At 68.6% G+C, this 21,826-nt stretch carries 36 protein-coding genes; all 36 read right to left on the bottom strand.

The genetic code is table 11. From position 1 onward, the window contains the following. Positions 1-71 precede the first annotated feature (71 nt). Positions 72-557, bottom strand: coding sequence for a 50S ribosomal protein L17 (gene rplQ, locus ACFV0G_RS13495; protein ID WP_380546088.1), 486 nt, complete (start codon positions 555-557; stop codon positions 72-74). Between the two features lie 129 nt (positions 558-686). After that, positions 687-1,709, bottom strand: a complete 1,023-nt coding sequence (locus ACFV0G_RS13500; RefSeq protein WP_030263446.1) for a DNA-directed RNA polymerase subunit alpha — start codon at positions 1,707-1,709, stop codon at positions 687-689. A gap of 116 nt (positions 1,710-1,825) precedes the next feature. Then, a complete protein-coding gene (gene rpsK, locus ACFV0G_RS13505) occupies positions 1,826-2,233 on the bottom strand; it encodes a 30S ribosomal protein S11 (protein ID WP_014136257.1) in 408 nt (135 codons plus the stop codon). Between the two features lie 72 nt (positions 2,234-2,305). Beyond that, positions 2,306-2,686 carry a 30S ribosomal protein S13 gene (gene rpsM, locus ACFV0G_RS13510; protein WP_100889785.1) on the bottom strand — a complete coding sequence of 127 codons (381 nt, stop codon included), beginning with the start codon at positions 2,684-2,686 and terminating at the stop codon, positions 2,306-2,308. A gap of 170 nt (positions 2,687-2,856) precedes the next feature. Beyond that, entirely contained in the window at positions 2,857-2,970 is a 114-nt protein-coding gene (gene rpmJ, locus ACFV0G_RS13515; protein ID WP_003956441.1) for a 50S ribosomal protein L36, read from the bottom strand. A 36-nt stretch (positions 2,971-3,006) separates the two neighbouring features. After that, a complete protein-coding gene (gene infA, locus ACFV0G_RS13520) occupies positions 3,007-3,228 on the bottom strand; it encodes a translation initiation factor IF-1 (protein ID WP_003956442.1) in 222 nt (73 codons plus the stop codon). A 199-nt stretch (positions 3,229-3,427) separates the two neighbouring features. Then, on the bottom strand, positions 3,428-3,856 hold the full coding sequence (gene mscL / locus ACFV0G_RS13525) for a large conductance mechanosensitive channel protein MscL (protein WP_380546090.1): 429 nt from the start codon (positions 3,854-3,856) through the stop codon (positions 3,428-3,430). Between the two features lie 95 nt (positions 3,857-3,951). Next, positions 3,952-4,788, bottom strand: coding sequence for a type I methionyl aminopeptidase (gene map / locus ACFV0G_RS13530; RefSeq protein ID WP_380546092.1), 837 nt, complete (start codon positions 4,786-4,788; stop codon positions 3,952-3,954). Positions 4,789-4,916: 128 nt separating this feature from the next. Continuing rightward, entirely contained in the window at positions 4,917-5,576 is a 660-nt protein-coding gene (locus ACFV0G_RS13535) for an adenylate kinase (RefSeq protein WP_380546094.1), read from the bottom strand. Then, positions 5,576-6,886 (bottom strand): preprotein translocase subunit SecY, encoded by a 1,311-nt coding sequence (gene secY, locus ACFV0G_RS13540; RefSeq protein WP_380546096.1) that lies wholly within the window; start codon positions 6,884-6,886, stop codon positions 5,576-5,578. Before secY ends, ACFV0G_RS13535 begins: the two co-directional genes overlap by 1 nt. 303 nt (positions 6,887-7,189) lie before the next feature. Next, positions 7,190-7,642: a 50S ribosomal protein L15 gene (rplO, locus tag ACFV0G_RS13545; RefSeq protein ID WP_380546098.1), complete on the bottom strand. Its 453-nt coding sequence runs from the start codon at positions 7,640-7,642 to the stop codon at positions 7,190-7,192. A gap of 1 nt (position 7,643) precedes the next feature. Further along, positions 7,644-7,826 carry a 50S ribosomal protein L30 gene (gene rpmD / locus ACFV0G_RS13550; protein WP_014136270.1) on the bottom strand — a complete coding sequence of 61 codons (183 nt, stop codon included), beginning with the start codon at positions 7,824-7,826 and terminating at the stop codon, positions 7,644-7,646. After that, positions 7,826-8,446, bottom strand: coding sequence for a 30S ribosomal protein S5 (gene rpsE, locus ACFV0G_RS13555; protein ID WP_380546100.1), 621 nt, complete (start codon positions 8,444-8,446; stop codon positions 7,826-7,828). Before rpsE ends, rpmD begins: the two co-directional genes overlap by 1 nt. Before the next feature lie 48 nt (positions 8,447-8,494). Beyond that, positions 8,495-8,878, bottom strand: a complete 384-nt coding sequence (rplR, locus tag ACFV0G_RS13560; RefSeq protein WP_380546102.1) for a 50S ribosomal protein L18 — start codon at positions 8,876-8,878, stop codon at positions 8,495-8,497. 3 nt (positions 8,879-8,881) lie between these two features. After that, positions 8,882-9,421: a 50S ribosomal protein L6 gene (gene rplF / locus ACFV0G_RS13565; RefSeq protein ID WP_380546104.1), complete on the bottom strand. Its 540-nt coding sequence runs from the start codon at positions 9,419-9,421 to the stop codon at positions 8,882-8,884. A gap of 22 nt (positions 9,422-9,443) precedes the next feature. Next, positions 9,444-9,851: a 30S ribosomal protein S8 gene (gene rpsH / locus ACFV0G_RS13570; protein ID WP_380546106.1), complete on the bottom strand. Its 408-nt coding sequence runs from the start codon at positions 9,849-9,851 to the stop codon at positions 9,444-9,446. 261 nt (positions 9,852-10,112) lie between these two features. Further along, entirely contained in the window at positions 10,113-10,298 is a 186-nt protein-coding gene (locus ACFV0G_RS13575) for a type Z 30S ribosomal protein S14 (protein WP_380546108.1), read from the bottom strand. Positions 10,299-10,301: 3 nt separating this feature from the next. Further along, the gene (gene rplE / locus ACFV0G_RS13580) at positions 10,302-10,871 is read right to left on the bottom strand and encodes a 50S ribosomal protein L5 (protein ID WP_030263480.1); all 570 of its coding nucleotides are present in this window, start codon (positions 10,869-10,871) and stop codon (positions 10,302-10,304) included. Beyond that, positions 10,871-11,182, bottom strand: coding sequence for a 50S ribosomal protein L24 (gene rplX / locus ACFV0G_RS13585; protein WP_270151185.1), 312 nt, complete (start codon positions 11,180-11,182; stop codon positions 10,871-10,873). The genes rplE and rplX overlap by 1 nt, the downstream gene beginning before the upstream one ends. 15 nt (positions 11,183-11,197) lie before the next feature. After that, on the bottom strand, positions 11,198-11,569 hold the full coding sequence (rplN, locus tag ACFV0G_RS13590) for a 50S ribosomal protein L14 (protein WP_100889775.1): 372 nt from the start codon (positions 11,567-11,569) through the stop codon (positions 11,198-11,200). A gap of 99 nt (positions 11,570-11,668) precedes the next feature. Continuing rightward, positions 11,669-11,941 carry a 30S ribosomal protein S17 gene (rpsQ, locus tag ACFV0G_RS13595; protein ID WP_014136278.1) on the bottom strand — a complete coding sequence of 91 codons (273 nt, stop codon included), beginning with the start codon at positions 11,939-11,941 and terminating at the stop codon, positions 11,669-11,671. Continuing rightward, positions 11,941-12,165 (bottom strand): 50S ribosomal protein L29, encoded by a 225-nt coding sequence (gene rpmC / locus ACFV0G_RS13600; RefSeq protein ID WP_030263491.1) that lies wholly within the window; start codon positions 12,163-12,165, stop codon positions 11,941-11,943. The genes rpsQ and rpmC overlap by 1 nt, the downstream gene beginning before the upstream one ends. Continuing rightward, on the bottom strand, positions 12,165-12,584 hold the full coding sequence (rplP, locus tag ACFV0G_RS13605) for a 50S ribosomal protein L16 (RefSeq protein ID WP_030300385.1): 420 nt from the start codon (positions 12,582-12,584) through the stop codon (positions 12,165-12,167). Before rplP ends, rpmC begins: the two co-directional genes overlap by 1 nt. A 5-nt stretch (positions 12,585-12,589) precedes the next feature. Beyond that, positions 12,590-13,411: a 30S ribosomal protein S3 gene (gene rpsC / locus ACFV0G_RS13610; RefSeq protein WP_380546111.1), complete on the bottom strand. Its 822-nt coding sequence runs from the start codon at positions 13,409-13,411 to the stop codon at positions 12,590-12,592. Continuing rightward, entirely contained in the window at positions 13,411-13,758 is a 348-nt protein-coding gene (rplV, locus tag ACFV0G_RS13615) for a 50S ribosomal protein L22 (protein ID WP_030232471.1), read from the bottom strand. The genes rpsC and rplV overlap by 1 nt, the downstream gene beginning before the upstream one ends. A 60-nt stretch (positions 13,759-13,818) precedes the next feature. Continuing rightward, complete coding sequence (rpsS, locus tag ACFV0G_RS13620; protein WP_014136283.1) at positions 13,819-14,100, bottom strand: 30S ribosomal protein S19; 282 nt, start codon at positions 14,098-14,100, stop codon at positions 13,819-13,821. Between the two features lie 11 nt (positions 14,101-14,111). Then, positions 14,112-14,948 (bottom strand): 50S ribosomal protein L2, encoded by an 837-nt coding sequence (gene rplB, locus ACFV0G_RS13625; protein ID WP_030263511.1) that lies wholly within the window; start codon positions 14,946-14,948, stop codon positions 14,112-14,114. Between the two features lie 36 nt (positions 14,949-14,984). Further along, entirely contained in the window at positions 14,985-15,308 is a 324-nt protein-coding gene (gene rplW, locus ACFV0G_RS13630) for a 50S ribosomal protein L23 (protein WP_380546114.1), read from the bottom strand. Continuing rightward, complete coding sequence (gene rplD / locus ACFV0G_RS13635; protein WP_380546116.1) at positions 15,308-15,985, bottom strand: 50S ribosomal protein L4; 678 nt, start codon at positions 15,983-15,985, stop codon at positions 15,308-15,310. Before rplD ends, rplW begins: the two co-directional genes overlap by 1 nt. A gap of 5 nt (positions 15,986-15,990) precedes the next feature. Next, a complete protein-coding gene (gene rplC, locus ACFV0G_RS13640) occupies positions 15,991-16,638 on the bottom strand; it encodes a 50S ribosomal protein L3 (protein WP_031063055.1) in 648 nt (215 codons plus the stop codon). A gap of 14 nt (positions 16,639-16,652) precedes the next feature. Further along, positions 16,653-16,961, bottom strand: a complete 309-nt coding sequence (gene rpsJ / locus ACFV0G_RS13645; protein WP_012785157.1) for a 30S ribosomal protein S10 — start codon at positions 16,959-16,961, stop codon at positions 16,653-16,655. Between the two features lie 492 nt (positions 16,962-17,453). After that, positions 17,454-18,344: a glycosyltransferase family 2 protein gene (locus ACFV0G_RS13650; protein WP_380546118.1), complete on the bottom strand. Its 891-nt coding sequence runs from the start codon at positions 18,342-18,344 to the stop codon at positions 17,454-17,456. Next, the gene (locus tag ACFV0G_RS13655; protein WP_380546120.1) at positions 18,341-18,757 is read right to left on the bottom strand and encodes a DUF2304 domain-containing protein; all 417 of its coding nucleotides are present in this window, start codon (positions 18,755-18,757) and stop codon (positions 18,341-18,343) included. The genes ACFV0G_RS13650 and ACFV0G_RS13655 overlap by 4 nt, the downstream gene beginning before the upstream one ends. Beyond that, positions 18,754-19,443: a glycosyltransferase family 2 protein gene (locus ACFV0G_RS13660; RefSeq protein ID WP_380546122.1), complete on the bottom strand. Its 690-nt coding sequence runs from the start codon at positions 19,441-19,443 to the stop codon at positions 18,754-18,756. Before ACFV0G_RS13660 ends, ACFV0G_RS13655 begins: the two co-directional genes overlap by 4 nt. A 65-nt stretch (positions 19,444-19,508) precedes the next feature. After that, positions 19,509-20,834 (bottom strand): lipopolysaccharide biosynthesis protein, encoded by a 1,326-nt coding sequence (locus ACFV0G_RS13665; protein WP_380546124.1) that lies wholly within the window; start codon positions 20,832-20,834, stop codon positions 19,509-19,511. Further along, entirely contained in the window at positions 20,831-21,736 is a 906-nt protein-coding gene (rfbD, locus tag ACFV0G_RS13670) for a dTDP-4-dehydrorhamnose reductase (protein ID WP_380546126.1), read from the bottom strand. Before rfbD ends, ACFV0G_RS13665 begins: the two co-directional genes overlap by 4 nt. Between the last annotated feature and the right edge of the window lie 90 nt (positions 21,737-21,826).

Consider the following 21,826-nt stretch of genomic DNA (forward strand, 5'->3'; position numbering starts at 1 on the left):
GGGGCCATCCCCGCGCCCCCCCCCCCCCCCCGGGGGGGGGCGGGCGGGCCCGAAGGACACCTCGGGGGGCGTCAGGCCTCGGTGGTCTCCGCGGCCTCGGCCTCGTCGGCCTTGGTCTCCTCGACCTTGGCCTCCTCGGCCTCCTTGACCGCGCGCTTGGCAGCGGCCTCGGCCTCGGCGACGGTGGCCTTGGCGGCGATCTCGCCCTCGACCAGCTCGATCACGGCCATCGGGGCGTTGTCGCCGCGACGGGTGCCGATCTTGGTGATGCGGGTGTAACCGCCGGGGCGGTTCTCGTACCGCGGGGCGATCTCGGTGAAGAGGGTGTGCAGCACCGAGATGTCGGTGATGGTCTTGCGCACCAGGCGACGGTTGTGGATGTCGCCCTTCTTCGCCTTGGTGATCAGCTTCTCCGCCAGCGGGCGAAGGCGGCGGGCCTTGGCCTCGGTGGTGGTGATGCGGCCGTACTGGAACAGCTCACGGGCCAGACCGGCGAGCAGCAGGGGCTCGTGGTGCGGGCCGCCGCCGAGGCGGGCACCCTTGGTGGGACGCGGCATGGATGACTCCTTGTATCTCCGACTGCGGCCGTACCAGGTACCGCAGCGGGCGTACGGGCACGGTGCCCGTACGGCTTGGCATCGAAGCGGGGGCGATCCGCTCGGGACCGCCCCCGGCTCCAAACTCTCTTAGTACTGCTCGGTCTCCGCGTAGCCCTGGTCGTCCAGGTCGTCGGCGCCGAAGGCGTCGGCGGCGGCGGTCGGGTCGAACCCGGGCGGGCTGTCCTTGAGGGCCAGGCCCATGCCGGCCAGCTTCGCCTTGACCTCGTCGATCGACTTCGCACCGAAGTTGCGGATGTCGAGCAGGTCGGCCTCCGAGCGGGCGACGAGCTCACCCACGGTGTGGATGCCCTCGCGCTTGAGGCAGTTGTACGACCGAACGGTGAGCTCGAGCTCCTCGATCGGCAGCGCCAGGTCGGCGGCCAGGGCGGCGTCCGTCGGGGACGGGCCCATGTCGATGCCCTCGGCGTCGATGTTCAGCTCGCGGGCGAGGCCGAACAGCTCCACCAGGGTCTTGCCGGCCGAGGCCATGGCGTCGCGGGGACGCATGGCGGGCTTGGTCTCGACGTCGACGATGAGCTTGTCGAAGTCGGTCCGCTGCTCGACACGGGTGGCCTCGACCTTGTAGGTGACCTTCAGCACGGGGCTGTAGATCGAGTCGACCGGGATGCGGCCGATCTCCTGGCCGGAGGCCTTGTTCTGGACGGCGGAGACGTAGCCGCGACCGCGCTCGACGGTCAGCTCCATCTCCAGCTTGCCCTTGCCGTTGAGCGTGGCGAGGACGAGCTCGGGGTTGTGCACCTCGACACCGGCCGGCGGGGCGATGTCGGCGGCGGTGACCACACCGGGGCCCTGCTTGCGCAGGTACATCACGACCGGCTCGTCGTGCTCCGAGGAGACGACCAGCTGCTTGATGTTGAGGATGAGGTCGGTCACGTCCTCCTTGACGCCCGGCACGGTGGTGAACTCGTGCAGGACACCGTCGATCCGGATGCTGGTGACAGCAGCGCCGGGGATCGAGGAGAGGAGCGTGCGGCGGAGCGAGTTGCCGAGGGTGTAGCCGAAGCCCGGCTCCAGCGGCTCGATCACGAACCGCGAGCGGAATTCGTCGACGACCTCTTCGGTCAGCGAGGGACGCTGAGCGATCAGCATGAGAGGTGTTCCTCCAGTTGTCTTCGGCACCCACTATTTGATGCCGATGGACTCAAGCGTACGGCCTCCCGCACCAGGCGGGAGGCCGACGCACGAACGACGGGCGCGCTACAGCGTCAGACGCGGCGGCGCTTCGGCGGACGGCAGCCGTTGTGCGGGGTGGGGGTGACGTCCTGGATGGAGCCGACCTCGAGGCCGGTGGCCTGGAGGGAGCGGATCGCGGTCTCGCGGCCGGAGCCCGGACCCTTCACGAAGACGTCGACCTTGCGCATGCCGTGCTCCTGCGCACGACGCGCGGCGGCCTCGGCGGCCATCTGCGCGGCGAACGGGGTGGACTTGCGCGAGCCCTTGAAGCCGACGTGGCCGGCAGAGGCCCAGGAGATCACGTTGCCCGAGGGGTCGGTGATCGAAACGATGGTGTTGTTGAACGTGCTCTTGATGTGGGCGTGCCCGTGAGCGACGTTCTTCTTCTCCTTGCGGCGGATCTTCTTCGCGCCGGCAGCCTGACGACCCTTGGGGGGCATAAGTCTGTTCTCCTACTGAGGTGGTCGGTCCGCTAACCCGCGGGCCGGAGGGATGTCCGGTTACGGGACGGACTACTTCTTGCCCGGCTTCTTCTTGCCGGCAATCGCGCGACGCGGGCCCTTGCGGGTACGCGCGTTGGTGTGGGTGCGCTGGCCGCGGACGGGCAGACCGCGACGGTGGCGCAGGCCCTCGTAGCAGCCGATCTCGACCTTGCGGCGGATGTCGGCGGCGACCTCACGGCGGAGGTCACCCTCCACCTTGTAGTTGGCGTCGATGTACTCGCGCAGCTTGATGAGGTCTTCCTCGGAGATGTCGCGAACGCGGATGTCCGCGCTCACGCCGGTCTCGGCGAGGGTCTGCTGGGCGCGGGTGCGACCGATGCCGTACACGTAGGTGAGGGCGATCTCGATCCGCTTCTCGCGGGGGAGATCAACGCCGGCGAGGCGTGCCATTCATGGCTCCTGTGGTTCTTCAGAGGTCTTGCGAACGGCCTACTCCGTCGCCTCTCGGCGAGGGAGCCCCGGCCTCTGACCGGGGGTGGCAGTCCGTCACTGGGACGGATCGGGCAGCCCGCGTATGACGTTGTGCGCGTCGCGCGAAGTACTACGAGAAATGCGGAAGATCAGCCCTGGCGCTGCTTGTGGCGCAGGTTGTCGCAGATCACCATGACCCGGCCGTGACGGCGGATCACCTTGCACTTGTCGCAGATCTTCTTGACGCTCGGCTTGACCTTCATGTTTCAGGTTCTCCGGGTCTCGATCTGACGGTTGTTCTACTTGTAGCGGTAGACGATCCGGCCACGCGTCAGGTCATAGGGGCTGAGCTCCACCACGACCCGGTCGTCCGGGAGGATACGGATGTAGTGCATCCGCATCTTTCCGCTGATGTGCGCGAGGACCTTGTGACCGTTCTGCAGCTCGACCTTGAACATGGCGTTCGGAAGAGACTCGATCACGGTGCCCTCGATCTCAATGGCGCCTTGCTTCTTTGCCATGAACTGCGAGATCCACCTTCCGGGGCCGGCTACCGCATGCGGCACGCTCGTGCGAGCCTGGGTCCACCCCACCCCTGCCGGGACGATCCCTTGCGGGTCCCGTCGGGAAGAGGACGTGCCGAAGCACGCTACGAGTGAGCCGACGCATCAGTCTACGACAGGCCCCAAGCGGACGCCAAAACGGCCCACCCGGTCACGCTCAGTACTTCAGCGGTGCAGGCACCAGCGGCTGGACCTCGGCGGTGCAGGCCGAGCAGCGGCGGGCGGCCTGGGGGATCTCGGTCAGGCACTCCGGGCAGGGCCGCTTCGGCGTGGCCGGCTTCTTCGGCATGTAGCGCGCGGTGGCCTTGGTCACCGGCAGGACCACGCAGAAGTAGAGCACCGCGGCGGTCATGACGAAGGCGATCAGGACGTTGAGGAACTGCCCGTACGGGAAGATCACTCCGCCGAGGTTGGCCTTGTAGTTGCCGAAGTCGCCGGCGGCCCCGACCACGACACCCACCAGCGGGGTGAGGAAGGCCGACACGAAGCCGGTCACCACGGCCGTGAAGGCGGCACCGATCACCACACCGACCGCGAGGTCGATGACGTTGCCGCGCATCAGAAAGTCCCGGAACCCCTTGAGCACTGTTCTCTCTTCTCCTTGGTAGCCGCTGTCCGACACAAAAATAGGACAAAGGGCCCGGAGGACGAAACCTCCAGGCCCCGGCCGTACGCGGGGGGCTAGCCCAGCGGGTCCGGCGCGGCGGTGACCCCGAGCCGGGCGAGCTCGGCGCGGCCGCCGTCGAAGGCGGTCAGCACCAGCGGGCCCTGCTCGGTGACGGCCACCGAGTGCTCCCAGTGCGAGGCCCAGGTGCCGTCGTCGGTGACGACCGTCCAGTCGTCCTCCAGCACCGTGGAGTGCGGGGTGCCGAGCGTCACCATCGGCTCGATGGCGAGCACCGTGCCGGGGATCAGCTTGGGGCCCTTGCCCCGGCCGGCGACGTAGTTCAGCACGTGCGGCTCCATGTGCATCGCGGTGCCGATGCCGTGGCCGCCGTAGCCCTCGACGATCCCCCACTTGCCCTTGGGCGGCAGCTGCTGGCGGCGGATGAAGGACTCGATCGACCGCGAGACGTCGACCAGCCGGTTGCCCTTCTTCATGTGGGCGATGCCGGCCCACATCGAGCCCTCGGTCACCTTGCTCAGCAGCACGTGCTCGGGGGCCGCCTCGCCGACGGCCACCGTGATGGCGGCGTCGCCGTGCCAGCCGTCCAGGATGGCGCCGCAGTCGATGGAGATCAGGTCGCCCTCCTGCAGCGCCCGGTCGCCGGGGATGCCGTGGACGATCTCGTTGTTCACCGAGGCGCAGATCACGCCGGGGAACCACAGGCCGCCGTGGTGGGCCCGGAAGTTCGAGGTGGCGCCGTGGTCGGTGATCACCTTGTCCGCGATGTCGTTGAGCTCCTGGGTGGTGATTCCCGGAGCGACCGCCTCCCGGCAGGCCTTCAGCGCCTCGGCGACGACCAGCCCGGCCGCCCGCATCTTCGCGATCTGCTCGGGGGTCTTGATCTCCACCATCTGGTCACGCCTTCCACTGTCGGACGCCGCCCGGTCCTTGCCGGGCGGCCGTGCACTCGCTACCACCGTACGACGCCCCAACGGCCGGGAGGCCCCGCAGAGGGGCTTCCCGGCCGTTGCGGACCGTCTCAGGCGCTCTTCTTCTGCTCCAGTGCGCCGACCGCGCGCTCGGTCACCTCGTCCACCTTGCCGAGGGCGGAGATGGTGACCAGCAGGCCCTGGTCGGCGTAGTAGCCGATGATCGGCTCCGTCTTGGAGTGGTACTCCTCCAGCCGGACCCGCACGGCCTCCTCGGTGTCGTCGGAGCGCTGGTACAGCTCGCCGCCGCACTCGTCGCAGACGCCCTCGGTCTTCGGCGGGTTGTACACCACGTGGTACACGTGGCTGCCGTCGTTGCGGCACAGCCGGCGACCGGCGATGCGCTTGACGACCTCGTCCTCGGGGACCTCCAGGTCGAGCACGCCGTCCAGGACGATGCCCTGCTCGGCGAGGATCTCGTCCAGAGCCTTGGCCTGGCCCAGGTTGCGCGGGAAGCCGTCGAGCAGGAAGCCGCGGGCGGCGTCCGGCTGCAGCATCCGGTCCTTGGCCATGCCGATGGTGACCTCATCCGGTACCAGGCGACCCGCGTCCATGTACGCCTTGGCCTCGAGCCCCAGCGGGGTGCCCTGGCTGATGTTGGCGCGGAACAGGTCACCGGTGGAGATGTGCGGGATGGACAGGGTCTTGGCGAGCACGTGCGCCTGAGTACCCTTCCCGGCCCCGGGAGGTCCGACGAGGACGATACGCATCAGCGGAGGAACCCTTCGTAATTGCGCTGCTGGAGCTGGCTCTCGATCTGCTTCACAGTTTCGAGTCCGACGCCGACGACGATGAGAACGCTGGTGCCGCCGAACGGGAAGTTCTGGTTCGCGTTGAAGGCAACCAGGGCGATCATCGGGATCAGCGCGATAAGGCCCAGGTAGAACGATCCTGGCCACGTGATACGGGTGAGCACGTAGTTCAGGTACTCGGCCGTCGGCCGGCCGGCCCGGATGCCCGGGATGAACCCACCATACTTCTTCATATTGTCGGCAACTTCTTCGGGGTTGAACGAGATAGCCACGTAGAAGAAGGCGAAGAAGACAATCAGGACGAAGTAGGTGGCCATGTAGATCGGGTGGTCACCCTTGACGAAGTGGCCCTTGATCCACAGCGCCCAGCCGGACTGGCTGTTGGTGAGCTGGACGACCAGGGCCGGGATGTAGAGCAGCGACGACGCGAAGATGACCGGGATCACACCGGCCTGGTTGACCTTGAGCGGGATGTAGGTCGAGGTGCCGCCGAACGCGCGGCGGCCGATCATGCGCTTCGCGTACTGCACCGGGATCCGGCGCTGGGCCTGCTCCACGAAGATGACCAGGCAGACGACGATCACACCGATCGCGATGACGCTGAAGAACTCGACCCAGCCGCCGCCGATCTTGCCGGACTGCTTGATCGCCCACATCGAGCCCGGGAAGCCCGCCGCGATGGAGGTGAAGATCAGGATCGACATGCCGTTGCCGATGCCGCGGTCGGTGATGAGCTCACCGAGCCACATGATGACGGTGGTGCCGGCGGTCATCGTGATGACCATGGTGGCCACCCGGAAGACGCCGGTGTCCGGCACGACCTCGCCGGCCACGGAGCAGCCCGAGAACAGCGCTCCGCTGGAGGCCGTCGCCACGATGCCGGTGCCCTGGAGCACGGCGAGCGCGATGGTCAGGTAGCGGGTGTACTGGGTGATCTTCGCCGTACCGGCCTGGCCCTCCTTCTTCAGCGCCTCGAGCCGCGGGATGACCACGGTGAGGAGCTGGAGGATGATGCTGGCCGTGATGTACGGCATGATGCCGAGCGCGAAGATCGTCAGCTGCAGCAGCGCATTGCCGCTGAACAGGTTCACCAGGCCGAAGAGCCCGTTGGACTTCGTGTCCTTGATGCACTGGTTGACCGCGACGAAGTTGACGCCCGGAATCGGAATGTGCGCGCCCAGCCGGAACAGCACCATGATGCCCAGCGTGAACAGCAGCTTCTTGCGCAGGTCGGGCGTCTGGAACGCCCGCGCGAACGCACTGAGCACGGTGCCTCCTGCGCCTCCCGCACGGTAACGGCGGGAGGGTCGGTCCTGATGGGGGTGTGGGGTCTCACGGCTCCCGTACGGGCACGTCTGGCCCGCAGCGTACAAGGGAACTCCAGGGACTCTAACAGTGTGCGGCAACGCCGGTGAAGCGCGGCCCGGCGTGATCCGCGGGGCGGGAGCCGTGATGCCCGGTTTTGGCCGGTGTTGAGCACACGTCAGATTCGTACGCCGAGGAAAACCCCGGTAAAGCGAAGCGGGCCCGCACCTCCCGGAAGAGGTACGGGCCCGCTGGGGTCAACGAGCTCAGATGAGCTCGGTGACGGAGCCGCCGGCAGCGGCGATCTTCTCGGCGGCCGAGGCGGAGACGGCGTCGACCGTCACCTGCAGCGCGACCGAGACCTCGCCCTGGCCCAGGACCTTGACGAGCTCGTTCTTGCGAACGGCACCCTTGGCCACCAGGTCGGACACGGTGACCTCGCCACCGTTCGGGTAGAGCTCGGCCAGGCGGTCCAGGTTCACGACCTGGAACTGCTTGTGGGCCGGGTTCTTGAAGCCCTTCAGCTTCGGCAGGCGCATGTGGAGGGGCATCTGGCCACCCTCGAAGCGCTGCGGAACCTGGTAACGGGCCTTGGTGCCCTTGGTACCACGACCGGCGGTCTTACCCTTGGAACCCTCACCGCGACCCACACGGGTCTTCTCGGTCTTGGCGCCGGGGGCGGGCCGCAGGTTGTGGATCTTGATCGGCGAGTCCGCCATGTCAGTCCACCTCCTCGACCGTGACGAGGTGACGAACGGTGTGGACCATGCCGCGGATCTCCGGGCGGTCCTCCTTCACCACGGTGTCGTTCAGCCGCTTGAGGCCGAGCGAGCGCAGGGTGTCACGGTGGTTCTGCTTGCTACCGATGTAGGACTTGGTCTGCGTGACCTTGAGGCGGGCCATCAGGCACCCACCCCCGCGGCACGGGCCCGCAGCAGAGCGGCGGGCGCGACGTCCTCCAGCGGCAGACCACGACGGGCGGCGATCTCCTCGGGGCGCACGAGGCCCTTCAGAGCAGCCACGGTGGCGTGCACGATGTTGATCGCGTTGTCCGAGCCGAGCGACTTCGACAGGATGTCGTGAACGCCGGCGCACTCGAGGACGGCACGCACCGGGCCACCGGCGATAACACCGGTACCGGGGGACGCCGGCTTCAGCAGCACGACGCCGGCCGCCTTCTCGCCCTGGATGGGGTGCGGGATGGTGCCCTGGATACGGGGGACCTTGAAGAAGTTCTTCTTGGCCTCCTCAACGCCCTTGGCGATGGCGGCCGGAACCTCCTTCGCCTTGCCGTAACCGACACCCACGGTGCCGTCAGCGTCGCCCACCACGACCAGCGCGGTGAAGCTGAAGCGACGACCACCCTTGACAACCTTGGCGACACGGTTGATCGCGACCACGCGCTCGACGTAAGCAGTCTTCTCGACGGCGGGAGCGTTGCCCCGGTCGTCACGCTTACGGTCGCGCCGCTCGCCACCGGTGCCGCCGCCGGCGCCGCTGCCGCGGCGCTGGGGTCCAGCCATTGGAATTACCTCTCTCGTTTACGTCCGTCGACAGAGCCGACGAGCGGCTTAGAAGTCGAGCCCGGCCTCACGGGCCGCGTCCGCCAGGGCGGCGATGCGGCCGGCGTACCGGTTGCCCGCGCGGTCGAAGACGACCGACTCGATGCCGGCGGCCTTGGCGCGCTCGGCGACCAGGCTCCCGACCTTCTTGGCCAGCTCGGTCTTGTCGCCCTCGGTGCCGCGGATGGACACGTCGAGGGTGGACGCCGACGCCAGGGTGTGACCCTTGGCGTCGTCGATGACCTGGGCGACCATGTGGCGGTTCGAACGCGTCACAACGAGGCGCGGACGCACCTCGGTGCCGGTGACGCGCTTGCGAACGCGGATGGCGCGGCGCTTGCGGGCGGCGTTCTTGTAGGCGTTGCCCTTGCCGATCTTGACAGAGACGCTCATCGCTTACTTACCACTCTTTCCGACCTTGCGGCGGATGACCTCGCCCGCGTACTTGACGCCCTTGGCCTTGTACGGGTCGGGCTTGCGCAGCTTGCGGATCTTGGCAGCGACCTCGCCGACCTTCTGCTTGTCGATGCCGTCCACGTGGAACTTGGTGGGCGACTCGACGACGAAGGAGATGCCCTCCGGCGCGGGGACCAGGATCGGGTGGCTGTAGCCGAGGGAGAACTCCATGTCGGAGCCCTTCGCGGCAACGCGGTAACCGACGCCGCTGATCTCCAGCGACTTGCGGTAGCCCTGGGTCACGCCGGTGATCATGTTCGCCACCAGCGTGCGGCTCAGGCCGTGCAGGGCCTTCGACTGACGCTCGTCGTTCGGGCGCGACACGATGAGCGTGCCGTCCTCGCCCTTGCCGATCTCGATCGGCGCGGCGACGATGTGGGTGAGGGAGCCCTTGGGGCCCTTCACCGAAACCGCCTGGCCCTCGATGGTGACGTCCACGCCGGCGGGAACCGGGATGGGCAGCCGTCCAATGCGCGACATTGCTGTACCTCCGTTTCCCGAATTACCAGACGTAGGCGAGAACTTCTCCGCCTACGCCCTTCTTGGCGGCCTGCTTGTCGGTCAGGAGGCCGGAGGACGTGGAGATGATCGCCACGCCCAGGCCGCCGAGAACCTTCGGCAGGTTGGTGGACTTTGCGTAAACACGCAGACCCGGCTTGCTGATGCGCTTGATGCCGGCGATGGAGCGCTCACGGTTGGGGCCGAACTTGAGCTCGATGGTCAGCTTCTTGCCGACCTCGCCCTCAACGGGCTCCTCAACCTTGTAGGAGGAGATGTACCCCTCCTGCTGCAGGATCTCGGCGACGTGCGCCTTGATCTTGCTCGACGGCATCACGACGGAGTCGTGGTACGCCGAGTTCGCGTTACGCAGACGCGTGAGCATGTCTGCGATGGGGTCGGTCATGGTCATGGTGGCCTCAGGCCTCTCTCGCCGTGGTTTCTCCGCACCAGGTCCCCCTCCGCGCACTCTGAGGAGTGCGAAAGGGGCACAAGCGCAGGGGACCTGCGACGTAGTAAGACTGGGTTGCGAGCCCTCACACGAGAGCCGCGAGCACCTGTGGAGATGCCGCGGCAGGGGCCCGACCCCACTACCTTACGGGATTCCGAACGGAAGCCCAAAAGTGCGGGGCCGGGCACACTGCTTCGCGATGGTGTGCCTAGGGCGCCTGGACTACCAGGAGCTCTTGGTCACGCCCGGCAGCTCGCCGCGGTGCGCCATCTCACGGAGGCACACACGGCACAGGCCGAACTTGCGGTACACCGAGTGCGGACGGCCGCAGCGCTGGCACCGGGTGTACGCCCGGACAGCGAACTTCGGCTTGCGCTCGGCCTTTGCGATCAGGGCCTTCTTCGCCATGGCTCACGCCTCCTTGAACGGGAAGCCCAGAGCGCGCAGGAGCGCCCGGCCCTCATCGTCGGTCTGAGCGGTGGTCACGACGGTGATGTCCATACCGCGCTGACGGTCGACCTTGTCCTGGTCGATCTCGTGGAACATGACCTGCTCGGTAAGACCGAAGGTGTAGTTGCCACGGCCGTCGAACTGCTTGGGCGAGAGGCCGCGGAAGTCACGGATACGCGGCAGCGCCAGCGACACCAGACGGTCCACGAACTCCCACATGCGGTCACCACGGAGGGTGACGTGGGCGCCGATCGGCTGACCCTCGCGCAGCTTGAACTGCGCGATGGACTTGCGGGCCTTGGTCACGGCCGGCTTCTGGCCGGTGATCGCGGTCAGGTCCTTGATCGCGCCTTCGATCAGCTTGCTGTCACGGGCGGCCTCGCCGACACCCATGTTGACCACGACCTTGACCAGGCCGGGGATCAGCATGACGTTCTCGTACGAGAACTGCTCCTGCAGCTGGCCCTTGACCTCGGAGTTGTAACGCTCCTTGAGGCGGGGGGCCACCTTCTCAACAGTCGTCTCAGACATCAGATGTCCTCACCGGTCCGCTTGGCAACGCGGATCTTGTTGCCCTGGTCGTCGAAGCGGTAGCCGACGCGGGTGACGACCTTCTTGCCATCCTTCTCCACGACCAGCTGGACGTTGGAGACGTGCACCGGGGCCTCGACGGTCACGATGCCACCCTGGGTGCCGGGGCCCGGCTTGGTGTGCTTCTTGACCCGGTTGACACCCTCGACGAGGACCTTGTTCTCGGCGGGGAGGGCCTGGATGACCTTGCCCTGCTTGCCCTTGTCCTTGCCGGTGATGACCTGGACCAGGTCACCCTTCTTGATCTTCATGCTGTTCGCCATGGGTTAGAGCACCTCCGGCGCCAGCGAGATGATCTTCATGAACTTCTTGTCACGCAGCTCGCGGCCCACGGGGCCGAAGATGCGGGTACCACGGGGGTCACCGTCGGCGTTCTTCAGAACGACCGCGGCGTTCTCGTCGAAGCGGATGTACGAGCCATCCGGACGACGGCGCTCCTTGACGGTGCGGACGATGACGCACTTGACGACGTCGCCCTTCTTCACCGAACCGCCGGGGATCGCGTCCTTGACGGTGGCGACGATGACGTCCCCGATACCGGCGTAGCGGCGACCGGAGCCACCGAGAACGCGGATGCAGAGAATCTCCTTGGCACCCGTGTTGTCGGCGACGCGCAGTCGCGACTCCTGCTGGATCACAGCTTTCTCCTGATCGTCAACGAGAGTCGACGGGCCGGCCGCTGCTCACTCGATCACATCGCTGCATCGAGCACATACGGCCGTACCTCATCGGCTTCGTTACTTGGCCTTCTCGAGGATCTCGACGACGCGCCAGCGCTTCGTCGCGGACAGCGGCCGGGTCTCCATGAGGAGGACACGGTCGCCGACACCGCACGCGTTCTGCTCGTCGTGCGCCTTCAGCTTGTTGGTACGGCGGATGACCTTGCCGTACAGCGCGTGCTTGACGCGGTCCTCGACGGCGACGACGACGGTCTTGTCCATCTTGTCGCTGACGACGAGACCCTCACGGGTCTTGCGGAAACCGCGCGTCTCGTTGGTGTTCTCAGTCATCAGGCGTTCTCCACCGTCTCGATGCCCAGCTCGCGCTCGCGCATCAGGGTGTAGATCCGCGCGATGTCCTTACGGACCAGCTTGAGCCGGCCGTGGTTGTCGAGCTGCCCGGTCGCCGCCTGGAAGCGGAGGTTGAACAGCTCCTCCTTGGCCTCACGCAGCTTGGCAACGAGGCCCTCGTTGTCCAGCTGACGAAGCTCAGCAGCCTTGGTAGCGGCCGACATCAGCTCTCACCGTCCTCGCGCCGGACGATCCGGCACTTCATCGGCAGCTTGTGCGCGGCGCGGGTGAGCGCCTCGCGAGCAACCTTCTCGTTCGGGTACGACAGCTCGAACATGACCCGACCCGGGTGCACGTTCGCGATCCACCACTCCGGCGAACCCTTACCGGAACCCATGCGGGTCTCGGCCGGCTTCTTGGTGAGCGGGCGGTCCGGGTAGATGTTGATCCAGACCTTGCCGCCACGGCGGATGTGACGGGTGATCGCGATACGAGCGGACTCGATCTGACGGTTCGTCACGTAGGCCGGGGTCACGGCCTGGATGCCGAACTGGCCGAACGCCAGCTCGGTGCCGCCCTTCGAAGCGCCGCGACGCTTCGGGTGGTGCTGCTTGCGGTGCTTGACCCTACGGGGGATCAGCATGGGGGTCAGGCCTCCGTTCCGGTGTTCTCGGCAGCCGGAGCCTCGACCGCAGCGGCCGCGGGGGCCTCGGCGGCGGGACGACGGCCACGGCCACCGCGCTCGCCACCACGGCGCTCGCCACCGCGGGCGGGACGACCACCCTCGGGACGGGCCGGGCGGTTGCCCGAGCGGGCAGCGGCGTTCTCAGCGCGGACCTCGGCGATGTTCTTGACGTCGCCCTTGTAGATCCAGACCTTCACGCCGATACGGCCGAAGGTGGTCTTGGCCTCGAAGAAGCCGTAGTCGACGTTCGCGCGGAGGGTGTGCAGCGGCACACGGCCCTCGCGGTAGAACTCCGAACGGCTCATCTCGGCGCCGCCGAGACGACCGGAGCACTGGACCTTGATGCCCTTGGCGCCGGACTTCATGGTGCCCTGCATCGACTTGCGCATGGCACGGCGGAAGGAGACGCGGGAGGACAGCTGCTCCGCGACGCCCTGAGCCACGAGCTGGGCGTCCAGCTCGGGGTTCTTGACCTCGAGGATGTTCAGCTGGACCTGCTTGCCGGTCAGCTTCTCGAGGTCGCCGCGGATGCGGTCGGCCTCGGTGCCGCGCCGGCCGATGACGATGCCGGGGCGAGCGGTGTGGATGTCGACGCGGACGCGGTCGCGGGTGCGCTCGATCTCGACCTTGGAGATGCCGGCGCGCTCCATGCCCTTCGTCATCATGCGACGAATGGCAACGTCTTCCTTGACGTAGTCCTTGTACAGCTTGTCGGCGTACCAGCGGGACTTGAAGTCCGTGCTGATGCCGAGGCGGAACCCGTGCGGGTTAACCTTCTGGCCCATTACCGGGTCCCTTCCTTGCTGCTGACGACCACGGTGATGTGGCTGGTCCGCTTGCGGATCCGGTAGGCACGGCCCTGGGCGCGCGGACGGAACCGCTTCAGGGTCGGGCCCTCGTCAACGTACGCCTCAGAGATGTAGAGGTCGTCCACGTTGGAGTGGTTGTAGTTGTGTGCGGCGTTGGCAATGGCGCTGTCGAGCACCTTGCCGACCGGCACGGTGGCGGCCTGCGGAGCGAAACGCAGGACGGCCTGGGCCTCCGTGGCGTTCAGGCCACGGATGAGGTCCACCACGCGGCGGGCCTTCATGGGCGTGACGCGGATGTACCGCGCCTGGGCCCTGGCTTCCATGGTTGTCCCCTTAATGGAGTAAGTCACTTAAGTCGTTCTGGCGCTACAGCTCGGAAGCGATTAGCGACGCTTCGACTTGCGGTCTTCCTTCACGTGCCCCTTGAAGGTGCGCGTGGGAGCGAACTCGCCGAGCTTGTGGCCGACCATCGACTCGGTGACGAACACCGGGACGTGCTTGCGGCCATCGTGAACCGCGATCGTGTGGCCCAGCATGGCCGGGGAGATCACGGAACGACGGGACCAGGTCTTGATGACGTTCTGCGTGCCCGCCTCGTTCTGCACGTCCACCTTCTTCTGAAGGTGGTCGTCGATGAAGGGGCCCTTCTTGAGACTGCGCGGCATCTGACCTGCTCCTAGCGCTTCTTGTTGGTCTTGCGGCGGCGCACGATGAGCTTGTCCGACGCCTTGTTCGGGCGACGGGTACGGCCCTCGGGCTTGCCCCACGGCGAGACCGGGTGGCGACCACCGGAGGTCTTACCCTCACCACCACCGTGCGGGTGGTCGATCGGGTTCATGGCGACACCACGCACGGTCGGGCGGACGCCCTTCCAGCGCATACGGCCGGCCTTGCCCCAGTTGATGTTCGACTGCTCGGCGTTGCCGACCTCGCCGACGGTCGCGCGGCAGCGCGCGTCCACCAGGCGGATCTCACCGGAGGGCATGCGCAGGTGCGCCATGCGACCCTCACGGGCGAGCAGCTGGATGCCGGAACCGGCGGAGCGGGCCATCTTGGCACCGCCACCGGGACGCAGCTCCACCGCGTGGATGGTGGTACCGACCGGGATGTTGCGCAGCGGCAGGTTGTTGCCCGGCTTGATGTCGGCCCCGGGGCCGTTCTCGATCCGGTCACCCTGCGCGACGCCGCGGGGGGCGATGATGTAGCGCTTCTCGCCGTCCGCGTAGTGCAGGAGCGCGATGCGCGCGGTGCGGTTGGGGTCGTACTCGATGTGAGCGACCTTGGCCGGCACGCCGTCCTTGTCGTGACGACGGAAGTCGATCACGCGGTAGGCGCGCTTGTGACCGCCACCCTGGTGGCGGGCGGTGACACGACCGGCGTTGTTACGGCCGCCCTTGCTGTGCAGCGGGCGAACCAGCGACTTCTCCGGCGTGGACCGCGTGATTTCGACGAAGTCGGCCACGCTGGAGCCACGACGGCCCGGCGTAGTCGGCTTGTACTTGCGGATACCCATTTTCGTCCTCGTCCTTAACGACGATCACGTTCTCCGTCAGGCGGAGACCGGACCACCGAAGATGTCGATGCGGTTGCCCTCGGCCAGCGTCACGATGGCGCGCTTGGTGTCCTTGCGCTTGCCGAAACCGGTGCGGGAGCGCTTGCGCTTGCCCTGGCGGTTCAGCGTGTTGACGGCCTCGACCTTGACCGAGAAGACCGCCTCGACGGCCTGCTTGATCTGGGTCTTGTTGGCACCGGGAGCCACGACGAACGTGTACTTGTTCTCGTCGAGGAGCGAGTAGCTCTTCTCGGAGATGACCGGCTTGATCAGGACGTCACGGGGGTCCGTGAACGTCTTGCTCGTGATCTCGTTCGCCATCAGGCGGCGCTCCCTTCGAGCTCGCCCTCAGAGGCAACAGCCTTGGCGGACGCGGCCGGACCGGCCACGAAACGCTCGAAGGCGGCCTGGGTGAAGACCACATCGTCGGAGACGAGCACGTCGTAGGTGTTCAGCTGGCCGGCGTCCAGGATGTGCACGTTCGGCAGGTTGCGAGCGGACAGCAGGCCCAGCTCGTCCTCGCGCTCGACGACCAGGAGGACGTTCTTGCGCTCGGTGATCTTGCCGAACAGGCCCTTGGCGGCCTTGGTCGACGGCGTCTCGGTCGCGGTCACGGCAGTGATGACGTGAATGCGCTCGTGGCGGGCCCGGTCGGTGAGCGCACCGCGCAGGGCGGCGGCGATCATCTTCTTCGGGGTCCGCTGCGAGTAGTCGCGCGGCACGGGACCGTGCACGACGCCACCACCGGCGAACTGCGGCGCGCGGGTCGAGCCCTGACGGGCGCGGCCGGTGCCCTTCTGGCGGTACGGCTTCTTGCCGCCGCCGCGGACCTCGCCACGGTTCTTCGCCTTGTGGGTGCCCTGGCGAGCAGCAGCGAGCTGCGCCACGACGACCTGGTGCATCAGCGGAACGCTGACCTTGGCGTCGAAGATCTCGGCGGGCAGCTCGAGGCTGCCGGCCTTGTCGCCGGCCGGCGACAGGATGTCAATGGTGGTCATATCCTTCACAGCCCCTTCGCCGCGGTGCGGACGAGGACGAGGCCGCCGTTCGGGCCGGGGACAGCGCCCTTGATGAGCAGCAGGCCCTTCTCCGCGTCGACCGCGTGCACGGTCAGGTTCTGGGTGGTCACACGCTCGTGGCCCATCCGACCCGCCATGCGCAGGCCCTTGAACACGCGGCCCGGGGTGGCGCAGCCACCGATGGAACCGGGCGAGCGGTGCTTGCGCTGGGTGCCGTGACCGGCGCCGAGGCCCTTGAAGTTGTGACGCTTCATGACACCGGCGAAGCCCTTGCCCTTGGAGGTGCCGGTCACGTCGACCTTGACACCCGCCTCGAACAGCTCGGCGGTGATCTCCTGGCCCAGGGTGTACTCGGACGCGTCCGAGGTACGCAGCTCGACCAGGTGGCGGCGCGGGGTGACACCGGCCTTGGCGAAGTGGCCCGCGAGGGGCTTGTTCACCTTGCGGGGGTCGATCTCGCCGAAGCCGATCTGGACGGCGTCGTAGCCGGCCGGGCTGTCGGCGGTGTGGACCTGGGTCACGACATTCGGCCCGGCCTTGACGACGGTCACCGGGACGACCCGGTTGTTCTCGTCCCAGACCTGGGTCATGCCGAGCTTCTCGCCCAGGATGCCCTTAATCTGCTTAGCCATCTTCGGTGCGCCTCTCAGAGCTTGATCTCGATGTCGACACCGGCCGGCAGGTCGAGACGCATGAGCGAGTCAACCGTCTTCGGCGTGGGGTCGAGGATGTCGATCAGACGCTTGTGAGTACGCATCTCGAAGTGCTCGCGCGAGTCCTTGTACTTGTGCGGCGAGCGGATGACGCAGTACACGTTCTTCTCAGTGGGCAGCGGCACCGGGCCCGCGACCTGCGCACCAGTACGAATCACCGTCTCGACGATCTTCTTCGCCGAGGAGTCGATGACCTCGTGGTCGTAGGCCTTGAGCCGGATGCGGATCTTCTGTCCCGCCATGGCTACTCAGTAGTCCTTCTGTGGTCTGCTGCTTCTGCGACCGGATTCGTCCGGGTGGACTGGTCCGGCGGTGCCCCCGGGTGGTTACCCTCTCCGACCCCCGCGGTCGGGCGTGTCGCCCTGCCGCTCGCAAAAAACCAAAGAGGTAAGCCCTCTTCGGTCCCGCTCTCGATCGGTGAGGTCTTGCACCCACCAGGCGCCGGGTCGAGGCCCCGCCCACGCTTCCCGGAAGATTCCCGTACGTCCGCCCCGCAGCTGCCGCGGTGTCGCTTACACACCACTACGCCCACACGAGCACCGCAGAAGCGGTGAACGCGGACGTATGAACGGCCATCACGGGAACGACGAGTACATGGGACTCGCTTCCGGTCCTCCCGGCGGGAGGCGCGCAGCATCGGCACTCAACCGAGCAACTTGGACATACTGCCATACGGAGCAGGTCCGACGCCAATCGGGTCGGCGTGTCCGCCGGTGGCGGGACTCCCCGGCGGACTAGCGGCCGAAGGCGTGCCGGGCCAGCCGGCGGGCGCCGTCGCGCTGTCCGCGCCGCAGCGCCCCGGGCAGCATGGTGAGCGCGTGCAGGCGGGAGGCGCTGTGGAAGCGGGCGGCCGCGGCGGCGCGGTGCCAGCCGCGGGCCGCCATCCGCTCGGCGACCTCGGCGAAGTAGCGCTCGGCCTCGGTGAAGCGGGTGCCGGAGAACGCCTGGACGGAGGACTCGCTCACCGCGTGGCGGCGGTACTGGAAGACCGTGGCGGTGTTGTCCACCAGCAGCTGCTCGCCGCGCTCCAGCAGGTCCACCACCAGGGCGAGGTCCTGGATCACCGACAGGCCGTCGCGGAAGTTGACCTCCCGCAGGGCCTCGCCCCGCCAGCAGATCGATGGGAAGTAGAGCCAGTTGCCGCGCAGCACGCTGGTGGCGAGCTCCTCGCCGCCGAGCAGCCGGCGCCCCTGCACCGACGGCGCGTACAGCCGGCGCTTGGTGGTGTCGACGAGGCCGGAGACCACCGCGCCGCTGCCGTCGATGACCTCGACGCCGGGCTGGACCATGCCGGCCTGCGGGTGCGCGGCGAGCGCGGCCCGGACCGCCGACAGGTAGCCGGGGTGCATGAGGTCGTCGCAGCCCATGATCACCACGTGGTCGGCGCGGGAGAGCTCCACGCACCGCTGGAAGTTGGCGGTGATCCCGAGGTTCCGCTCGTTGCGCAGGTAGCGGACCCGGTCGTCGCCGAGGGCGGCGAACCACTCGGGCACGCCGGGCTCGCGCCCGTCGTCGACCACGGTCAGCCGGAAGTCGGGGTCGTCCTGGGCGAGCACGCTGCGGACCGCGGCCTGCATCAGGGCGACGTCGCCGTAGTACGGCAGCATGACGTCGAAGGCGGTCATCGCACCGACCCCTCGCCGGCGTCCGCGAGGCCCGCGTCGGCGGCCGGCGCGACCTCCGGGTCGAACCGCTCGTTGTTGAGCCGGGAGCCCTCGTTGATGGCCACGGTGCGGGCCAGGTCGGTGAGCTTCTTCTCCAACTCGCGGAAGCGCAGGTAGGTGTTGAGGGCGAGGAAGGCCATGGCGATGACCATCAGGTACAGCACCAGGTCGGTGCCGCGGCCGACGCCCAGCCGGTTCGCCACCCAGGTCACGTCGGTGGGGCGCAGGACGGCGTAGATGTTGGCCAGGACGAACAGCGAGAAGGCGATGCGCTTCCAGGCCCGGGTGTGGGCGGCGTTCCAGCGCCGGATGAACATCAGGGCGACACTCAGCGAGCCGGCGATGAGCAGCAGCTGGATCCAGAGGTACTTCATCGGCGGCCGCGCTCCCGGAGCGAGATGTCGAACAGGATGTTGACGCCGTTGATCAGGGACTGGCCCTTGGCGCGCGAGTAGTCGGTGTAGAGGATGTCGACCGGCAGCTCGGCGACCCGCAGGTCGGAGCCGGCCAGGAAGCCGACGATCTCCGATGCGTGGGCCATGCCGTTCATGGTGATCCGGAGCCGGGACGCGGCCCTCCGGTTGAGCACCCGCAGCCCGTTGTGGGCGTCGGTGAGGCCGAGTTTGCGGGCGGTGGGGCTGACCGTGGCGGCCGTCCGCAGGACGACCCGCTTGATCCAGGGCACCTGGTCGGACCCGCCGGTGAAGCGCGACCCGAGGACGACGTCGGCGGCGTCCGCGCGGAGCAGTTCGACCATCCGCTCGACGTCGTGGGTCTGGTGCTGGCCGTCCGCGTCGAAGGTGGCGAAGTACTCGGCGCCGGGCCTGGCCAGCGCGTAGGCGAGGCCGGTCTGCAGAGCGGCGCCCTGGCCGAGGTTGACCGGGTGGCGGACGAGGTGGGCGCCGGTGGCCAGGACGTGCCGGGCGGAGTCGTCCGTGCTGCCGTCGTCGACGACCACGATGTGCGGGAAGGTCTTGCGCGCGGCCTCCACCACGTCCGCGATGACCTCGCCCTCGTTGTAGGCGGGTATCACCAGCCAGACGTCGTCGTAACGGGACACGGTGACTCCATGCTCGGGGGCGACACGGGGTCGCGGGTTCGTCGGTGCGGCTGCGGTGTGCACGGTCATCGCCCGGGCGAGCCGGCCTCGACGCGCCCGGTGTCCTGTGCCCCCGGCCCGGACCCGGACGTGCCTGCGCCGGGGAAGGCCCGCCTCAGCGCGGCCAGCATACCCAGCACCGTCACGGCGGACCCGAGGGCGTAGGCGAGGACCACACGCGTGGCGACGTCGCCGGGGGCGAAGGTGACCGCGGCGAGCACCACGGTGCCGGCGACCCAGCACAGCAGCTGCTGGGCGTGCCGGTGGAGCACCATCAGGGCCTGGCCGAGGATCATCGCGAGCATGTAGGCGATGGTCCCGAGTGACATCCACAGGAAGTCGAGCGGGCCGAGGACGGGCTCCGCCGCGAACAGGACCTGGATCAGCCAGGGGCCGAGCAGCACCGCGGGGATGCCGCCGGCCAGGCCCAGCAGGGTGACGACGGTGGTGATCCGGCGCAGCATCCGGGCGAACGCGGCCCGGTCGCCGGCGGCGATCGCGGTGGAGAGCCCGCTCAGCAGCGACGCCTGCAGGGAGCCGAAGACGAAGAGCGGGACCCGCGCCAGGACGAGCGCGTTGAGCAGCGCGGCGATCAGGGCGGCGTCGGTGGGCGCCAGCAGCTTGGTGCTGACCACGACGGCGTTGACGACCAGCTGGGCCAACAGGGTGGAGCAGATCAGCAGGCCGAGGTCGCCGCAGAGCTCCCGCCAGCCGATCGGCGGTCCGGGGCGCAGGCCGCGCAGCAGCGGGGGCAGGGTGAGCAGGACGGCGGTGACCGGGGCGACGGCGAGCACCAGGCTGAACGCGAGGTCGGAGTGGAGTCCGAACAGGGCGCAGGCGAAGGCCAGGAGGATGCGCAGGGCGCCGTCGGTGGCCAGCTGGGTGCCGTACGCGGTGAAGCGGCCGAGGCCGGCCAGCACGCCGCGGGTGAGGTAGCTGGCGGCCATGCCGGCGAAGGCGGCGCCGAGGGCCGCGACCAGACCGCGGTCGCCGTGGAAGAGCGCGGCGGCGATCGGGTCGGCGGCGAGGCCGAGGGCGAGCAGGACGGCGCCGAGGACGGCGGCGGTGAGGGCGGTGGCCCGGCGGACCACGGGCGTGGCGCCGCGGTCGCGTGCGGTGCGGGCGGCGACGATCCGGGTGAGTTCCTGCTCGATCGGGAAGAACAGGCCGATGCCGATCGACATGGTGATCGTCCAGAGCACCGAGACGTTGGCCATGGCGCCGACGGTCAGGTTGTGGCCGGCGACGCCGAGGTGGACGTAGGAGGCGATACCCATGACCACCGTGCCGCCGGCGACCGCCTGGGTGCCGGGCGGCAGGGCGCCCGCGAGCCGGGAGAGGGTGCGTCTCACGTGCCGGGGCCCCGTCCGGCGGCGGTGCGGGCGGTCTCGGCGAGCGCGGCGAGGCCGGGCTCGGCGAGGGCCCGGGCCAGGTCGTCCTGCCAGGGGCCGAGCGGGTCGAGTGCGGCGCCGGCCCAGCGGTCGTGGCCGAGCACGCTGTAGGCGGGCCGGGCGGCGGGTCGCGGGAACGCGGCCGAGGTGGTGGGGCGGACGCGCGCGGGGTCGAGGCCGGCCTGCCGGTAGGTCTCGCGGGCGAGTCCGTGCCAGGTGGTGCGGCCGGCGGAGGTGCCGTGGTAGATCCCGGCGGGGGCGTCCGGGGTGTCGGCGAGGGCGAGCAGCCGGCCGGCCAGGGCGCGGGCCCAGGTGGGCTGGCCGTGCTGGTCGTCGACCACGTCGACGGTGTCGCGGACGGCGGCGAGCCTGAGCATGGTGGCGACGAAGTTGGGGCCGTGATCGCCGTACAGCCAGGCGGTGCGCACCACGTAGCCGGTGTCCGGGAGGAGCTCCAGGACGGCCCGTTCGCCGGCGAGCTTGGAGCGGCCGTAGGCGTTGACCGGGCCGGTGGCGGCGGACTCGGGGCAGGGCCGGTCGGTGTCGCCGGGCAGGACGTAGTCGGTGGAGACGTGCAGCAGCCGGGCGCCGGTGTCCCGGCAGGCGAGGGCGAGGTGGCGGGCGCCGGTGCCGTTGACGGCGGTGGCGGCCTCCTCCGCGCTCTCGGCACCGTCGACGTCCGTCCAGGCGGCGCAGTTGACCACCACGGAGTGGCCGGCCACAGCGTCGCGGACGGCGGCGGCGTCGGTGACGTCGAGCGCGGCCCGGTCGAGCGCGGTGGCCTGTCGGCCGGCCCCGGCGAGGACGGCCAGCAGGTCGCGGCCGAGCATCCCGCCGGCGCCGGTGACGAGGATCCGGGTCATGCGAGTGCCGCCCGGGCCTTGAGCGGCTCCCACCAGGTGCGGTTGTCGCGGTACCAGGCGATGGTCTCGGCCAGGCCGTCGGCGAAGGAG

Source organism: Kitasatospora sp. NPDC059571, assembly GCF_042735675.1.
GTDB lineage: Bacteria > Actinomycetota > Actinomycetes > Streptomycetales > Streptomycetaceae > Kitasatospora.

Bases quoted from the DNA above. Each gene is read 5' to 3' on its own strand.
- rpsM (WP_100889785.1), bottom strand. From the start codon at position 2,686: ATGGCACGCCTCGCCGGCGTTGATCTCCCCCGCGAGAAGCGGATCGAG.
- rpmD (WP_014136270.1), bottom strand. From the start codon at position 7,826: ATGGCCCGCCTCAAGGTCACGCAGACCAAGTCCTACATCGGTAGCAAG.
- rplQ (WP_380546088.1), bottom strand. From the start codon at position 557: ATGCCGCGTCCCACCAAGGGTGCCCGCCTCGGCGGCGGCCCGCACCAC.
- rpsE (WP_380546100.1), bottom strand. From the start codon at position 8,446: ATGGCTGGACCCCAGCGCCGCGGCAGCGGCGCCGGCGGCGGCACCGGT.
- rpsS (WP_014136283.1), bottom strand. From the start codon at position 14,100: ATGCCGCGCAGTCTCAAGAAGGGCCCCTTCATCGACGACCACCTTCAG.
- rplC (WP_031063055.1), bottom strand. From the start codon at position 16,638: ATGGCTAAGCAGATTAAGGGCATCCTGGGCGAGAAGCTCGGCATGACC.
- map (WP_380546092.1), bottom strand. From the start codon at position 4,788: ATGGTGGAGATCAAGACCCCCGAGCAGATCGCGAAGATGCGGGCGGCC.
- ACFV0G_RS13535 (WP_380546094.1), bottom strand. From the start codon at position 5,576: ATGCGTATCGTCCTCGTCGGACCTCCCGGGGCCGGGAAGGGTACTCAG.
- rpmJ (WP_003956441.1), bottom strand. From the start codon at position 2,970: ATGAAGGTCAAGCCGAGCGTCAAGAAGATCTGCGACAAGTGCAAGGTG.
- rpsK (WP_014136257.1), bottom strand. From the start codon at position 2,233: ATGCCCCCCAAGGGTCGTCAGGCTGCCGGCGCGAAGAAGATCCGCCGC.
- rplO (WP_380546098.1), bottom strand. From the start codon at position 7,642: ATGGCGGACTCGCCGATCAAGATCCACAACCTGCGGCCCGCCCCCGGC.
- rplR (WP_380546102.1), bottom strand. From the start codon at position 8,878: ATGAGCGTCTCTGTCAAGATCGGCAAGGGCAACGCCTACAAGAACGCC.
- ACFV0G_RS13655 (WP_380546120.1), bottom strand. From the start codon at position 18,757: ATGAAGTACCTCTGGATCCAGCTGCTGCTCATCGCCGGCTCGCTGAGT.
- rpmC (WP_030263491.1), bottom strand. From the start codon at position 12,165: ATGTCGGCCGCTACCAAGGCTGCTGAGCTTCGTCAGCTGGACAACGAG.
- rplB (WP_030263511.1), bottom strand. From the start codon at position 14,948: ATGGGTATCCGCAAGTACAAGCCGACTACGCCGGGCCGTCGTGGCTCC.
- rplE (WP_030263480.1), bottom strand. From the start codon at position 10,871: ATGTCTGAGACGACTGTTGAGAAGGTGGCCCCCCGCCTCAAGGAGCGT.
- rplP (WP_030300385.1), bottom strand. From the start codon at position 12,584: ATGCTGATCCCCCGTAGGGTCAAGCACCGCAAGCAGCACCACCCGAAG.
- rfbD (WP_380546126.1), bottom strand. From the start codon at position 21,736: ATGACCCGGATCCTCGTCACCGGCGCCGGCGGGATGCTCGGCCGCGAC.
- rpsH (WP_380546106.1), bottom strand. From the start codon at position 9,851: ATGACCATGACCGACCCCATCGCAGACATGCTCACGCGTCTGCGTAAC.
- rplD (WP_380546116.1), bottom strand. From the start codon at position 15,985: ATGACCACCATTGACATCCTGTCGCCGGCCGGCGACAAGGCCGGCAGC.
- rpsJ (WP_012785157.1), bottom strand. From the start codon at position 16,961: ATGGCGGGACAGAAGATCCGCATCCGGCTCAAGGCCTACGACCACGAG.
- rplW (WP_380546114.1), bottom strand. From the start codon at position 15,308: ATGGCGAACGAGATCACGAGCAAGACGTTCACGGACCCCCGTGACGTC.
- ACFV0G_RS13575 (WP_380546108.1), bottom strand. From the start codon at position 10,298: ATGGCGAAGAAGGCCCTGATCGCAAAGGCCGAGCGCAAGCCGAAGTTC.
- infA (WP_003956442.1), bottom strand. From the start codon at position 3,228: ATGGCAAAGAAGCAAGGCGCCATTGAGATCGAGGGCACCGTGATCGAG.
- ACFV0G_RS13500 (WP_030263446.1), bottom strand. From the start codon at position 1,709: ATGCTGATCGCTCAGCGTCCCTCGCTGACCGAAGAGGTCGTCGACGAA.
- rplF (WP_380546104.1), bottom strand. From the start codon at position 9,421: ATGTCGCGCATTGGACGGCTGCCCATCCCGGTTCCCGCCGGCGTGGAC.
- rpsC (WP_380546111.1), bottom strand. From the start codon at position 13,411: ATGGGCCAGAAGGTTAACCCGCACGGGTTCCGCCTCGGCATCAGCACG.
- rpsQ (WP_014136278.1), bottom strand. From the start codon at position 11,941: ATGACTGAGAACACCAACGAGACGCGCGGTTTCCGCAAGACCCGTGAG.
- rplV (WP_030232471.1), bottom strand. From the start codon at position 13,758: ATGGAAGCCAGGGCCCAGGCGCGGTACATCCGCGTCACGCCCATGAAG.
- rplX (WP_270151185.1), bottom strand. From the start codon at position 11,182: ATGAAGATCAAGAAGGGTGACCTGGTCCAGGTCATCACCGGCAAGGAC.
- ACFV0G_RS13650 (WP_380546118.1), bottom strand. From the start codon at position 18,344: ATGACCGCCTTCGACGTCATGCTGCCGTACTACGGCGACGTCGCCCTG.